General features: G+C 31.5%; 13 protein-coding genes. 7 read left to right on the top strand and 6 right to left on the bottom strand.

The window, feature by feature from the left end; translation table 11 throughout:
- The first annotated feature begins 226 nt into the window (after nucleotides 1-226).
- The 6 genes from ATE84_RS20415 (at nucleotide 227) to ATE84_RS20390 (ending at nucleotide 6,062) form a co-directional block, all read left to right on the top strand.
- On the top strand, nucleotides 227-1,045 hold the full coding sequence (locus ATE84_RS20415; protein ID WP_101449729.1) for an enoyl-ACP reductase: 819 nt from the start codon (nucleotides 227-229) through the stop codon (nucleotides 1,043-1,045).
- Between the two features lie 93 nt (nucleotides 1,046-1,138).
- On the top strand, nucleotides 1,139-2,143 hold the full coding sequence (locus ATE84_RS20410) for a glycosyltransferase family 2 protein (RefSeq protein ID WP_101451127.1): 1,005 nt from the start codon (nucleotides 1,139-1,141) through the stop codon (nucleotides 2,141-2,143).
- A gap of 5 nt (nucleotides 2,144-2,148) precedes the next feature.
- Nucleotides 2,149-3,108 (top strand): YbbR-like domain-containing protein, encoded by a 960-nt coding sequence (locus ATE84_RS20405; protein WP_101449728.1) that lies wholly within the window; start codon nucleotides 2,149-2,151, stop codon nucleotides 3,106-3,108.
- Nucleotides 3,109-3,116: 8 nt separating this feature from the next.
- A complete protein-coding gene (gene coaE / locus ATE84_RS20400; RefSeq protein ID WP_101449727.1) occupies nucleotides 3,117-3,695 on the top strand; it encodes a dephospho-CoA kinase in 579 nt (192 codons plus the stop codon).
- A gap of 84 nt (nucleotides 3,696-3,779) precedes the next feature.
- Nucleotides 3,780-5,345, top strand: coding sequence for a sensor histidine kinase KdpD (locus ATE84_RS20395; protein WP_101449726.1), 1,566 nt, complete (start codon nucleotides 3,780-3,782; stop codon nucleotides 5,343-5,345).
- A 3-nt stretch (nucleotides 5,346-5,348) separates the two neighbouring features.
- Nucleotides 5,349-6,062: a response regulator transcription factor gene (locus ATE84_RS20390; RefSeq protein ID WP_101449725.1), complete on the top strand. Its 714-nt coding sequence runs from the start codon at nucleotides 5,349-5,351 to the stop codon at nucleotides 6,060-6,062.
- Between the two features lie 47 nt (nucleotides 6,063-6,109).
- On the opposite strand, the gene miaA is transcribed toward ATE84_RS20390, so the two are convergent.
- From miaA to ATE84_RS20360, 6 genes are read right to left on the bottom strand one after another with little or no spacing between them, the layout of a single operon-like run.
- Entirely contained in the window at nucleotides 6,110-7,015 is a 906-nt protein-coding gene (gene miaA / locus ATE84_RS20385) for a tRNA (adenosine(37)-N6)-dimethylallyltransferase MiaA (RefSeq protein ID WP_101449724.1), read from the bottom strand.
- Nucleotides 7,008-7,847: an ion transporter gene (locus ATE84_RS20380; RefSeq protein ID WP_101449723.1), complete on the bottom strand. Its 840-nt coding sequence runs from the start codon at nucleotides 7,845-7,847 to the stop codon at nucleotides 7,008-7,010. The genes miaA and ATE84_RS20380 overlap by 8 nt, the downstream gene beginning before the upstream one ends.
- Before the next feature lie 32 nt (nucleotides 7,848-7,879).
- Nucleotides 7,880-9,847: a DUF3857 domain-containing protein gene (locus ATE84_RS20375; protein WP_101449722.1), complete on the bottom strand. Its 1,968-nt coding sequence runs from the start codon at nucleotides 9,845-9,847 to the stop codon at nucleotides 7,880-7,882.
- Nucleotides 9,840-11,213 (bottom strand): exonuclease domain-containing protein, encoded by a 1,374-nt coding sequence (locus tag ATE84_RS20370; RefSeq protein ID WP_101449721.1) that lies wholly within the window; start codon nucleotides 11,211-11,213, stop codon nucleotides 9,840-9,842. The genes ATE84_RS20375 and ATE84_RS20370 overlap by 8 nt, the downstream gene beginning before the upstream one ends.
- Nucleotides 11,214-11,266: 53 nt before the next feature.
- Nucleotides 11,267-11,839, bottom strand: coding sequence for a nucleoside monophosphate kinase (locus tag ATE84_RS20365; protein ID WP_101449720.1), 573 nt, complete (start codon nucleotides 11,837-11,839; stop codon nucleotides 11,267-11,269).
- 39 nt (nucleotides 11,840-11,878) lie between these two features.
- The gene (locus ATE84_RS20360; RefSeq protein WP_101449719.1) at nucleotides 11,879-12,541 is read right to left on the bottom strand and encodes a YggS family pyridoxal phosphate-dependent enzyme; all 663 of its coding nucleotides are present in this window, start codon (nucleotides 12,539-12,541) and stop codon (nucleotides 11,879-11,881) included.
- A gap of 316 nt (nucleotides 12,542-12,857) precedes the next feature.
- On the opposite strand from ATE84_RS20360, the gene ATE84_RS20355 reads away from it, so the two are divergent.
- A complete protein-coding gene (locus tag ATE84_RS20355) occupies nucleotides 12,858-13,493 on the top strand; it encodes a jacalin-like lectin (RefSeq protein ID WP_101449718.1) in 636 nt (211 codons plus the stop codon).
- Nucleotides 13,494-13,547 lie beyond the last annotated feature (54 nt).

Below are 13,547 nucleotides of genomic sequence, written 5' to 3'. Positions count from 1 at the left end.
TAATCTACATAGATTTTATTAGTATCTCATCGAGGAATAAAACTCCATGTTATGGGATACAAAAAGAATATTTCAGATTCTGATAGTTTAGAGGTTAGATTGATGCTACAGAGAATCTATAAATATTTTTTTTCTAGATGTAACTAAATTCTATTTCGATTAGTTGTGGTTTGGGTCGTTTTATTATCTTTACCGCTCGTATAACCATACTTTAATTTATAATTAAATGTCATACAATTTATTAAAAGGTAAAAGAGGAATTATTTTTGGGGCACTTGACGAAAATTCAATCGCTTGGAAAACCGCAGAGCGTGTTTATGAAGAAGGAGGAAGTTTTGTTCTTACCAATGCTCCTGTTGCAATGCGAATGGGGGCTATAAATACTCTTGCAGAAAAAACTAATACTCAAGTTATACCTGCAGATGCTACTTCATTAGAAGATTTAGAAAATCTTGTGGATAAGGCAACAGAAATTTTAGGAGGTAAACTTGATTTTGTTTTGCATTCTATAGGGATGTCAATAAATGTACGTAAAGGACGTCATTATACAGATCAGAACTATGACTGGACACAAAAAGGATTAGATGTATCTGCGCTTTCTTTTCATAAAACTATGCAAACTCTATATAAGAAAAAAGCAATGAATGATTGGGGAAGTATAGTTGGTTTGACATATATGGCGGCACAACGAGTTTTTCCTGACTATAATGATATGGCGGATAATAAGGCATATTTAGAGTCTATTGCTCGTAGTTTTGGGTATTTCTTTGGTAGAGATAGTAAAGTACGAGTAAATACAATTTCTCAATCTCCAACCCCAACAACAGCAGGAAAAGGAGTGAAAGGTTTTGATGGATTTATAGAGTATGCAGATAAAATGTCACCTCTTGGTAATGCGACGGCAGCAGAGTGTGCTGATTATACAATTACACTATTCTCTGACCTGACTAAAAAAGTAACACTTCAGAATTTATATCACGACGGTGGCTTTTCTAATATGGGAGTAAGCCAGTTAGTAATGGATAAATTTATAGGAGAAGAATAAAGGTTTTCTAAAAAAAAACTATTATAAATTAGTATAAAATCCCATTCTTAATTGGTAATGGGATTTTTTGTGGATACCACATACCTTTGCAATATGGAAATATATTTCTCCTTTATTGTGCCCGTATATAACAGGCCAAATGAGATTAAAGAGCTGCTGGATAGTATGGTGGTTATGGATTATATCAAGCCATATGAGATTGTAATTGTAGAAGATGGATCGTCTGATACCTCCAAGGAGGTTATAGAAACTTTCACAGATAGATTATCTATAAGTTATTACCAGAAATCAAATACAGGACCGGGAGATTCACGTAATTTTGGTATGCGTAAGGCAAAAGGTAACTACTTCATTATTCTTGATAGTGATGTGCTATTACCAAAAGAATATTTGTCTAAAGCAGAAAGTTTTTTGTCTGATACTTTTGTACATTGTTATGGAGGCCCTGATGATGCTCATCAAAGCTTTTCTAACCTTCAGAAAGCGATAAGTTATAGTATGACTTCGTATTTGACTACTGGCGGAATTAGAGGACGTAAAAATACAGTAGGTAAATTTCAACCTCGTAGTTTTAATATGGGATTGTCAAAAGAAGCTTTTCAGGCTTCAGGTGGATTCGGAAATATACATCCCGGAGAAGATCCGGATCTCACCATAAGATTATGGAAACTAGGATATGATACTACATTAATTCCTGAAGCCAAAGTATTTCATAAAAGAAGAATCTCCTGGAAGAAGTTCTATATTCAGGTTAATAAATTCGGGTTAGTACGCCCTATTTTAAATAAATGGCACCCAGATACTGCTAAACTTACGTATTGGTTTCCTACTCTATTCTTAATGTATATTGTGTTCTCTGTTGTAACTGTACTTTTGGGATGGTGGTATTTTATTGCTATTTTAGGAATGTATTTAGGGATTATTTTTCTGGGTGCCACTCTAGAATATAAGAATGTATCTATAGGTATACAATCTATTTTGGCAGTTTTGGTACAATTTTATGGATACGGAAAAGGATTCCTGAAATCTTATTATTATATTCATCTATTAAAAAAAGTACCCGAAAAGCAATTTAAAAAACTGTTTTTTTCAAAGTAATTTGTATGTCAGATAGAACAAAGAATAGATTTTCTTTAAAAAGGAGTAATGTAAAAACCTTTTTGTTTTTTCTAATATTCACTTCAATCTTGTGGTTATTTATACAATTTTCCAAAAATTATACCCAAGAAGTAGAGGTAGCAATACAATATACTAATATACCACAAGACAAAATTTTTAATGATCAGAGTGATCAAACGCTAAGAATGGTTCTTAACGGAAATGGTTTTAGATTGATGAATCATAACTGGAGTAGACCTACATTGCAATTTAATGTAGAAGATGCAATTATGAATAGTGAAGATCAATATTATTTTCGTGTTGATAAAGAATCCTCAGTATTAAAAAATAAATTAGATTTTAAAGGAAGGGTGTTGTCTGTGCAAAAAGATACCTTACGATTAAAATTGGATCATAATCTCGAAAAAAAAATCCCTGTTAAAATAGCTCAAAAGATTCAATATGCTATTGGATATGGTAGCGATAAAGGGCTGGTGGTTTCTCCTGATTCTATTACTATTAGTGGTCCCTCACAGATTATAGATACTATACAGTATATAACAACAGAAAATTTAGATTTAGAAGGGTTAAATGTTAACTATACTTCAAAATTAGATATAGATATTGAAGATTTACCACCTACTATTACTATTGCTCCTACACAAGTAAAAGCTAACGTTTTGGTGAGTAAATTTACAGAGGGTGACCAAAAAATTCCTATCACATTAAATAATATACCAGAGGGCGCAGAAATTAAGATCTTTCCTAAAGAGATTTCTGTCGTGTATAGGGTAGGGTTAGATAAGTATAATGAAATAAGCCCTAGAGATTTTATGGTAGTAGCTGATTATGCTAAAGCATCTGAAGAAAGTTTGTTTTTAACTTTAGAGCTAGTGAGCAAACCAGATTATGTTCATGATGTACGTCTGCAGATGAAACAAGTTCAATTTGTACTGTTGAAATAAGTTGAGGTATGAAAGTAGTAGGTCTAACAGGAGGTATAGGTAGTGGGAAATCCACAGTCGCCAAAATGTTTGAACAACTAGGGGTTTCAGTTTATATAGCTGATATTGAAGCTAAAAAGCTTATGAATGAAGATGAGTCAGTAAAAAAGCAAATTATCGCATTATTAGGAAATGATTCTTATGTAAACGGAGAATTAAACAGGCCTTATATTGCAAATATAGTTTTTAATGACTCTTCTAAACTACTTCGGTTAAACGCCATTGTTCACCCTGCTGTGGCAAATCATTTTGATTGTTGGAAAAGTAATCAAAAAGGAAACTACGTAGTAAAAGAAGCGGCTATACTTTTTGAAAATGAAAGTTATAAGCAGTGTGATTATACAATTCTTGTGTCAGCACCAATAGAAACAAGAATTCAACGGGTCCTAAAAAGAGACAAAACCACTAGAGAAGATATACTTTCTAGGATGAATAACCAGTGGGAAGACGACCGAAAATTCCCGTTATCCGATTTTGTAATATATAATGAAAACATAGAAGATACTGAAAGACAGGTGTATAGGGTTCATGAAGAAATATCTCTATAAAACGTTTGTAATCCGAATCTTTCATTCTGTTAACATTTGGTTAAACCCTAAAGTAGCTAAATGTTAAAGTCTTACTTTTGATTTATGAATAAAAGGTTATTCGTGTTGCTGATAATCCTGATGAGTTTGTCATTAATTGGGATTATTTTTGTTCAGGGATATTGGATTAACAACACTGTAGAGAATAATGAAGAACAGTTTTCTTTTAATGCGAAACAAATACTGATATCTGTATCTAATAGAATTCAGTACAGAGAATTTGAAGAAATGTTTTTCCCATTACAAGAGATTCTGGATAGCATAGAAGAACCTGATAACAAGACTATACGTCAGCTTCTGAATATTAGTATAGATAATACGACAAAGTCGTTTACTCATACAGATGGTATTTTAGAAGAAGATCATAAGTTGTTTTCGTCTTTTGTAAATTTAAATATTGATACAGTTCGATTAAAGAATATTTTAAATCGTAATACCGATTCTGCTACACAAAATGATAAAAGTGGTTTTGTAAAGCAAAATTCTAAATCCAAATTAGAGAGAATACGTGGATTAACGGATCTCCAAAGAATGGATTATGAAATAGTGATAGGAGAGATTGCCAGTTTTATACCAATACATAGAAGGGTTCAAAAAAGAGAAATAGATTATCTATTAAGGAAAGAACTGGAAGAGAGAGATATAAAAGTAGACTTTGAATATGCTATTTATAGTAATGCATTGGCTACTAAAGTACGTTCTGATGATTTTAGTTTGGATTATCCAACAACATATGCAATACCTCTTTTTGTAAATGATGAAGGAGTAAGTGAGTATCAGTTATATGTTAATTTTACTGGAAAAAAACAATATGTGCTTTCGTCCATAAAAGGAATGGCCATATTATCTATAATATTTACGTTAATTATTGTAGTTGCATATTCCAGTGCTTTATCGCAATTGATGCAGCAACGACAGATATCACAAATTAAAACAGATTTTATTAATAATATGACGCATGAGCTTAAGACTCCTATTGCTACGATTAATTTGGCATTAGATTCTATAAAGAACCCAAAAATAGGAGGAGATCCAGAGAAAGTGCAGCGTTATTTGAGTATGATACGTGAAGAGAATAAAAGAATGCATGCCCAGGTAGAAAATGTGTTAAGGATATCTCAGTTAGAGAAAAATGAGCTTAACATTAAGAAAGAAAGGCAAGAATTGCATGATATTATTGAAGATGCGATTACACATGTGTCTTTAATTGTAGAAAATAGAGAAGGGTATGTAAAAATGCATTTAGGAGCACTTAAAACAACAGTATTAGCTAATGATAGTCATTTGACTAATGTAGTTGTGAATATTCTGGATAATGCGATAAAATATTCAGAAGATGAACCCAAAATAGATGTATATACAGAAAATGTAAAAAATAGCATTGTTCTTAAAGTTCGTGATCAAGGAATTGGTATGAGTAAAGTAGCACAGAAAAAGATTTTTGAAAAGTTCTTTAGAGAACATACAGGGGATCTTCATAATGTAAAAGGACACGGGTTGGGGCTAACATACGTAAAGAGAATTATTGATGATCATCATGGTCAGATATGGGTGGAGAGCGAAAGGGGAAAAGGCTCCACATTTATAATTAAATTACCGTTAATATCTTAAAATATGGAAACAGAAAACAAAAAGATTTTGCTTGTAGAAGATGATCCAAACTTTGGAACAGTATTAAAGGATTATCTAGTAATGAATGATTACGATGTTGTACATGCTAAAAATGGTATGGAAGGCTTCGAGAAATTCAAAAAGGATGATTATGATATGTGTATTCTTGATGTCATGATGCCTTATAAAGACGGATTTACATTAGCAAAGGAGATTAGAGAAAAAAATGAAGAAATACCGATTATCTTTTTAACTGCAAAAGCAATGAAAGAAGATGTATTGAAAGGGTACAAAGTAGGAGCAGATGATTACCTTAATAAACCTTTTGATAGTGAGGTGTTGCTGATGAAAATACAAGCTATCATGCAGCGTAAAAGTACAGAATCTGTTGCAGATAGTAAACAATTCGAGTTTAACATTGGAGGCTTTCACCTTAATTCAAAACTTCGTTTTTTAACGTATAAGGAAGAAGATCCGATTAAGCTTTCTCCAAAAGAGAATGAATTACTTCGTTTATTAGCGTTGCATCTTAATGATTTGATGCCTAGAGAATTGGCTTTGACAAAAATATGGAGAGATGATAATTATTTTACCTCTCGTAGTATGGATGTATATATAGCTAAACTTAGGAAGTATTTAAAGAAAGACGAAAATGTCGAAATCCTTAACATTCACGGAGAAGGATTTAGACTAGTTGTTAGAAACGAAGAATCGTAGGAATAGTAACGGTAACTAACTTATAAAAGTTCATTATGTGATATTAGTCATAGTGAACTTTTTTTTATATACGTTGTAATGGATTGGATGTCTTCTTTGTAGTCATACCACTTTGTTTCTAAATCTTTTTTAAACCAAGTAAGTTGTCTCTTGGCAAAGCGTCTGGTGTTTTTTTTGATTTCAGAAAGTGCAAAATCCAAATCCCATTCTTTATTCAGGTATTTGAATATTTCTTTGTATCCTACAGTATTTAATGCGTTTAATGATTTATACGGGTAAAGGCTCTTTACTTCATCTAGCAATCCAGCTTTAGCCATTAGTTCTACGCGTTGATTTATTCTATCATAAATAGTTTGTCTTTCTGCTGTAACTCCAATTTTAATAGTATTAAAAGGTCGTTTTTTTCGTGGTTTAGTAAGAAATGATGAATAAGGTTCTCCGCTACCAATACATACTTCTAGGGCCCTCATAACTCTATGCGTATTATTTAAGTCTACTTTTTCATAATATGATGGATCTAAAATTTTTAATTGCTGCTGTAAATTTTCAATTCCTTTGTTCTCATATTCTTTTTGAAGTTCTTGTCTAATCTTTATGTCTATTTCAGGAAAAAGATCCAATCCTTTAGTTACCGCATCAATATATAGCCCAGAACCTCCGACAAGAATAGCATAGTCATTATTTTTGAATAATTTACTAAGTTTATCTAGAGCATCTTTTTCAAAATCACCAACACTATATTCATTTTCAATACTTATATGTTGGATAAAATGATGTTTAGCTTGTTTCAATTCATCAGGAGAAGGGGCTGCGGTGCCAATGCTCATCTCTTTATAAAACTGCCTGCTATCTGCAGAGATAATTTCACAGCCAAAATAATTTGCGAGTTGGATACTCAGGCTAGTTTTACCTATAGCAGTTGGCCCGACAACAACAATTAGATTTTTATTCATTGTCATAGTGTAAGTCCTCTCCGCATTTATGGCAGAATTTCGCGTTGTCATGATGTTCATTTTCACTACAGTGACTACAAGATTGAGTATTTAGATGTACTTTATTAGCTTGGTGATTTGTGTACTCTGCACTTACAATACCTGTAGGAACAGCAATAATACCATATCCCATAATCATTATAATAGCTGCAAGGAATTGCCCTAACGGAGTAGCTGGAGCAATATCACCATAACCAACAGTAGTTAAAGTAACAATACACCAATATACGCTTATAGGGATGCTTTTAAAACCACTTTCTTCTCCTTCTATAATATACATTACTGTACCCATAATAATACATAAAACTAGTACAGCAAATAGAAATACCAGTATTTTGGCTCTACTATCCTTTATCGCTTTAGCTAATCTGTTGGATTCCCCAATATATCTGGAGATTTTTAATATTCTGAAAACTCGAAGTAATCGCAATGCCCTAACGGCAAGTAATGCACTAGTACCTGTAACAAAAAATGATAGATATAGAGGTAAGGTAGATAAAAGATCAATGATCCCATAAAAACTAAAAATATACGAAGAAGATTTTTTTATCGAAATAATACGAGCGACATATTCAAAAGTGAAAAATATCGTGATTACCCATTCAGCATAGTATAAGAGCCTATAGGTTTCGGCAGATAAGCCTTTTACACTTTCGAGCATTACAAAAATAATACTTAATACAATTAAAATAAGCAGAATTATATCAAATAACTTTCCTATTGGAGTATCTGCTTCATAAATGATATCGTGTAATCGATTTTTCCAGGATTTATGAGTCGAATTATTGTTCAAATTTCTTGATTTTGAATAAAAGTACTAAAAAACTAATTTACTTTATTAACTGCTATAAGAGTATCATTTTCTATCTCAATAATAAGATTAAAAAAATCTTTAAGTATTTTATAATATTCCACAGGATAATATGAAGAATTAAATGTTATTCTGTGAGTAATAATTAATTTTTTTCCATTTTTCTGAAAATTAACGCCTACTTGGCCTAGATTATTAGGGATAGTAAATAAAGAATTATTAGGTATGTCAACAAATTCATATTCTTCGGGTAATTCGATAGAAACTAAATAAGTATATGAGTCTGGGTAACCAAAATCAACAGGATATGTTCTCTGGTTAAGTTTAAAGGGAGTTTCTTTGAAAAAAGGTAGGGTAAATGGTTTTATATAAATCGTATTATCAATTGTTTCGGTATTTCTTATGAACTGAAATTCTTCTTCAAATGGTTTATCATAATCCTTCTCATTTTTAATGCTAATATTGGTTATTTTTACTCCAGACACTTTCTTTTTTCTGAAATCTAAATAACTTTGTTTGTCGACCTGATCTAGTTCTTTTCTTTTATAGTATCCATGGTAACCAGAGGAAATATGTTTTGCCTTGCCATTTAGTTTTAATTCTTTGTTTAGCTTTAGTTCTTCTTTGTAATAAAATAATGAACGCTTTACGGGTTTTATATCTATCCAGGAACTACCGTTTTTAAAATCTAATAGTCTACCGTGTTGATTTAAACAACGAAAAGGAACTTCACCAAATGCTAATTCCTTTTCGGTAGCATCTAATAGATATGTTTCTCCATCTAGGGATAATTGCACAATAAGATAATTAAAATCAGAAATCACTGGGTGAATTTTTGTTGCATAACCATTATCTCTTGTAGACAGTAATACAGGGTGTACGTTAAATTGTTGTTGCTTTAATATGTTATGAAAAAGTATATTAATACCAGTAACATTACCTACCTTGTCTTTAATTACTTTATTAATATTACCATCATTAAAAATTCTTTTTTTCTTGTTCCACTTATAATTATTCAAAATATAGCGGTAGATCATTTTTGCTTTAGTTATATCTTTAGGTAGTGATTGTATAGAGTCAGGAAGAAGATTTTTGGTAATAGATAGTTTTTTAAGCTGCACCCCAATTGTTGCTTCTTTTTTTAATTTATCATCAACATTTTTCCAGGTTTGGGTATATTTTTTATTCTTTCCGTCATACCCTTTAAATTCTTTTAATTCATATTCAATACGGGAAAAATAATTATTCTTTGCAGTCATATATTTTTCTTTTTTGAAAGCAGGAATATCTTTCATAGCATATATGTTGTGAGAACAATCAGCAGACCCATAGCCTGATGCTTGGAGGCAATTTTTTTTAAGAGTAGATTCTCTAGTATCTAGCTTTAGAGTTCCTACTAGTTTTATGTTGTAGACATAGTTACCAGGTAGATCAGCTATAAACTCACTATATATTTTTGGTATGTCATCTTGAAATTCCCATCCATTAAACTTATACATAAAAGGAGATTCTACTTGGTATTTATAAGTCAGTACAGAGCCAGGTTTTATGTTAGAAAATACAAACTTTACCAAAGTGAAATTTTGATCATATTTCTCATAATAGATTTGATCTTTTTCTACTTTGGTCTTTATAACCTTACCTTGTTCCAGGTTATAAGTATATGCTACGAGGCTATTAAAAGATTCTTTATTGTTTTTGTTTCTGTATAGAAGAACTTTTACAGTAGCGTGATCAAACCCTTGCTTATTTAGTATTTTTATCTTAGCTTCATAATCCGTTAATAAATTATAATTTCCTCCATTTTCCATTCTGCTAAAACCTTTTTCGTATATGAAAAAAGCATTAGCCGTACTGTCTTTTTTATATGTCGAGCTTTGTAAGTCAATCATGCTCACCACCATACTTTTGCTATTGTAAGCTTCTTGAGCATTTATAAAAAGGGAGAAAGTAATAAAGAATAAGGTTAAAGTTCTATTCATTTTTTTGTAGTTTAATAATCTTTAATCTTTTATGTGTACGTACATAACTTTGGATGATGTGTTGGGCATCTCTGTTATGAGTCATCGGAGTAATAATAGAGCGTAAAATCTCTATATTATTGATCTGATGATTTAAATTGAAGTATCCTATACCTCTAAATTTCCCTTCCTCTACTAATATCACACTTTGTTCATCAATATCTCTTCCTTGATCAATAATAATCATATCCTGACTTTGAAAAGAGTTATTGAAGATGAGTTTCTGCGCACGGATGTTATAGTCTTCTATAGATTCATCATGAATACAAGCACCATGGCACTGTTTTATAGTGTAGTTAAAACAGTTACTCTTCCCGCTATCTAATCCCATCAGTTTTTGACACAGACTATATTCCTCTGTCCATCGATGCATATATGTCTTAGCTTGTTGTCTGTTAGAAAAAGTAGTTATGCTTGTTTTACGATGATCTGCTTTTTGAACTTTGAAATTTATGTACCCTTTGTCATCTGTAAATTGGTATAAGGCCTGATCAAATTTTGTTTTGCGAAGTGCCCTGTTATATTTTGGTTTGTTACGTTTTATCTCTTCACTTTCTTTGAGTAGCGCTAAGAGTTCGCTTCCTGTATTTTCATAAGTTACACTAACAACTTCTTCCTGTATTTTTTTAGATTTCCTATTATCGTTTGTAAAATGTTGATTGAGGCGTTTTTTTATGTTTTTACTTTTACCAATATATATGATAGTCCCATCTTCTCGATGCATATAATATACACCTGTTGCTGTAGGAGCATTTTCAATCAGTTTAAGGAGTTTGTCATCGACTTGCCGCTTAGTTTCTGTTCGAACCGTATCTATAATTATCTTTTTTTCTAAATCTTTGGTCAATAGTAGTTTAAAAAGTTTTACTGTTGCCAAAGCATCGCCATTGGCTCTGTGTCTGTCAGAAAGTGGGATGCCAAGTCCACGAACAAGTTTACCTAAACTATATGATTGTTGATCAGGGATTAATTTTTTAGAAAGCTCTACGGTACATAAAGACTGTCGCTCGAATTCGAATCCTAATCTCGAGAATTCGGTTCTTAAAATCCTGTAGTCAAAACTAGAATTATGTGCTACAATAACGCAGTTTGTAGTGATTTCAACAATTCTTTTGGCTACCTCATAAAATTTTGGAGCATTGTGAAGCATTTGATTGTTTATCCCGGTAAGATTAACTACGAATGGCTGTATAGGACGTTCGGGATTAACCAGGCTTATAAATTGATCTACTACATCATGTCCGTCAAATTTATAAATAGCAATTTCAGTAATTCCTTCTTCATTATATTTTCCTCCGGTTGTTTCAATATCTAAAATTGCATACATATAATTCTGTAATCTTTATTCTTTCGAGGTTAATTTAATTAGGGGCGTTGGTTTTATATATTATTAAGGTTAGCAATTATTCGTTCTGTAATTTCATCAACACTTCCAAGACCATCAAAGGTTAAAACGTTTAGGTTTGATTTCATATAGTTTATTGATGGCTTGGTTAATTCTTCAAAAATTTCAATTCTCTTTAAATGAATATTGACATCTTTGTCATCTTTTCGAGAAGAAGTCTCAGCTCTTTTCTTAGCTCTTTTTAGAAGTTCTTGCTTAGGAACCTCTATATTTAAAACCTTTCCAATTTTTAGTTTTCTAGCATTTATCAATTCTAAAAGATTTACTACTTGTGTTGTAGTTCTGGGATACCCGTCTAAAATTATTCCTTTTTCTTGTTTATTTTCGTCCAAAATTTGGCCAAATAATTCTTTCATGATTGAATCAGGAACTAAATCACCTTTTTCTTCATATTTAGACATTATTTCTCCAATCTCCGTTTTATTTTCTTTTTCTAATCTACATCTATCTCCTGTTGAAATGTGCTTATAGCTAAGATTCTTTTTTAAAATCTCACATTGAGTTCCCTTCCCAGAATAAGGAGGACCGGTTATAATAAGTATCTCCATTTATATATTTATTCTTCTATTTGATAAATCAAGTATTAATCACCCATAATTTCTAGCTCCAAAGATAGAACTTCCTATCCTAACCATAGTGCTTCCATAGTTAATAGCTATTTTATAATCTCCACTCATGCCAATCGATAAGACTTCTAATTGTGAATGTTTTGGTTTTAATTCTTCAAAAAAAGATGATATTTTTTTAAATTCGTTATGTATTTGTTGTTCATTATTTGTAAAAGTAGCCATACCCATAAGCCCTTGAATATTAACATTAGTCAAATTCTTAACTTCTTCAGTGTTTAATAAGGTGATAGCATCCTGTTCTGATAAACCAAATTTACTTTCCTCTTCGGCAATTTTAATTTGCAATAGACAGTTAATAGTTCTATTATATTTTTTTGCTTGTTTGTCAATCTCTTTAAGTAATTTGTAACTATCTACTGCATGAATCAGATCTACAAAGGGAGCCATGTATTTCACCTTGTTGGTTTGCACATGCCCGATCATATGCCAGCTAATATCTTTTGGCATAGTTTCCCACTTTTCGGTCATTTCCTGAATCTTATTTTCGCCAAAAATTCTTTGACCGGCTTCATACGCATTCATTAGGTCAGAAACAGGTTTGGTTTTGGATACTGCTACCAGAGTAACTTCTTCAGGAATTGATGTTTTTATCTCATGAAGGTTTTGTTCGATATCATTCATAGTTTGCAAAGATATCTAAAATCATTTTTTATTGTTATGGGTTATCCGTTATTTATTTACAAATCAAAGACTAATCATGGTCTTTTTTACACTAAATGATTACTCTCTTTTTTCTTGGATAAAGGGTAAGTATTTAGGTCATATTTCTAATTTCTACAGATGTCAAAAGTATTCGTGGTTTAAATCGTACATCTCCTATATATATGTTAATTAATATTAGGGATTTCGGTAGTGATTGTATCTTAATGTGCTTTTAAAAAGGAAGTTAAAAGTGATAATTAACAATTTTATTTTAACCAATTTAAATTAAGTTTTTATGAAAAAATCAATTTTTCTAGCAGTATTAACACTGTTCAGTTTTATGATCTCATGTCAGAAAGATGAGATAAAAGAAGAGGTAGAAAATACCCAAGAATTACCTAGTTATGATGATGCCAATTCACAATTGGTAGAATGGGAGAGCTTTCCTGAGGAATTAAAAAATGCTATTCCTCTTGAGGGGAATGTAACAGAAAGTAGTAGTAAAGCATATTCGTACTCGATAGGTCCTTTCGGAGGAGGAGGAGGTAGTGCTTTTAGTGTGAACCCTCCTAGTGGAACAAGAATTCATGCAGTTGCCATGAGAACAGGTAGTAGGGTAGATAAATTGATCGTTTATTATAAATCACCTTCTGGTACCATTTATACAGGTGTGAATAGAGGTGGTAATGGAGGGAATTATTACCTTCATTTTTTTAGCAATGATGAGCGTATAAAACGAATTTCAGGAAGAAGTGGGAGTCGTTTGGATAAATTAACTATCTATACCAATAAAAAAACATTTACTCATGGAGGTAATGGAGGTAGTTATTTTAATGCTTCAATTCCACCTAGTGGATTTGAAATATTAGGTTTCTACGGCCGTTCAGGATCAAATATTGATAGAATTGGGTTTTATGTGCATACCCTATAAAATATAGGTTTTCAATTCTCTTAAAACCAAAATGTATTGAAAAAAGACAAAGGA

The sequence above is a fragment of the Aquimarina sp. MAR_2010_214 genome (genome assembly GCF_002846555.1).
In the GTDB taxonomy this organism is placed as follows: Bacteria; Bacteroidota; Bacteroidia; order Flavobacteriales; family Flavobacteriaceae; genus Aquimarina.
The sequence above is the reverse complement of the archived record's forward strand: the minus strand, read 5'-3'. Positions and strand labels throughout refer to the sequence as shown.

Excerpts from the sequence above, each read along its gene's own strand:
- ATE84_RS20360 (WP_101449719.1), bottom strand. The coding sequence starts at position 12,541 with ATGAATGATATCGAACAAAACCTTCATGAGATAAAAACATCAATTCCT.
- ATE84_RS20370 (WP_101449721.1), bottom strand. The coding sequence starts at position 11,213 with ATGTATGCAATTTTAGATATTGAAACAACCGGAGGAAAATATAATGAA.
- coaE (WP_101449727.1), top strand. The coding sequence starts at position 3,117 with ATGAAAGTAGTAGGTCTAACAGGAGGTATAGGTAGTGGGAAATCCACA.
- ATE84_RS20365 (WP_101449720.1), bottom strand. The coding sequence starts at position 11,839 with ATGGAGATACTTATTATAACCGGTCCTCCTTATTCTGGGAAGGGAACT.
- ATE84_RS20410 (WP_101451127.1), top strand. The coding sequence starts at position 1,139 with ATGGAAATATATTTCTCCTTTATTGTGCCCGTATATAACAGGCCAAAT.
- ATE84_RS20375 (WP_101449722.1), bottom strand. The coding sequence starts at position 9,847 with ATGAATAGAACTTTAACCTTATTCTTTATTACTTTCTCCCTTTTTATA.
- miaA (WP_101449724.1), bottom strand. The coding sequence starts at position 7,015 with ATGAATAAAAATCTAATTGTTGTTGTCGGGCCAACTGCTATAGGTAAA.
- ATE84_RS20390 (WP_101449725.1), top strand. The coding sequence starts at position 5,349 with ATGGAAACAGAAAACAAAAAGATTTTGCTTGTAGAAGATGATCCAAAC.
- ATE84_RS20395 (WP_101449726.1), top strand. The coding sequence starts at position 3,780 with ATGAATAAAAGGTTATTCGTGTTGCTGATAATCCTGATGAGTTTGTCA.
- ATE84_RS20415 (WP_101449729.1), top strand. The coding sequence starts at position 227 with ATGTCATACAATTTATTAAAAGGTAAAAGAGGAATTATTTTTGGGGCA.
- ATE84_RS20355 (WP_101449718.1), top strand. The coding sequence starts at position 12,858 with ATGAAAAAATCAATTTTTCTAGCAGTATTAACACTGTTCAGTTTTATG.
- ATE84_RS20405 (WP_101449728.1), top strand. The coding sequence starts at position 2,149 with ATGTCAGATAGAACAAAGAATAGATTTTCTTTAAAAAGGAGTAATGTA.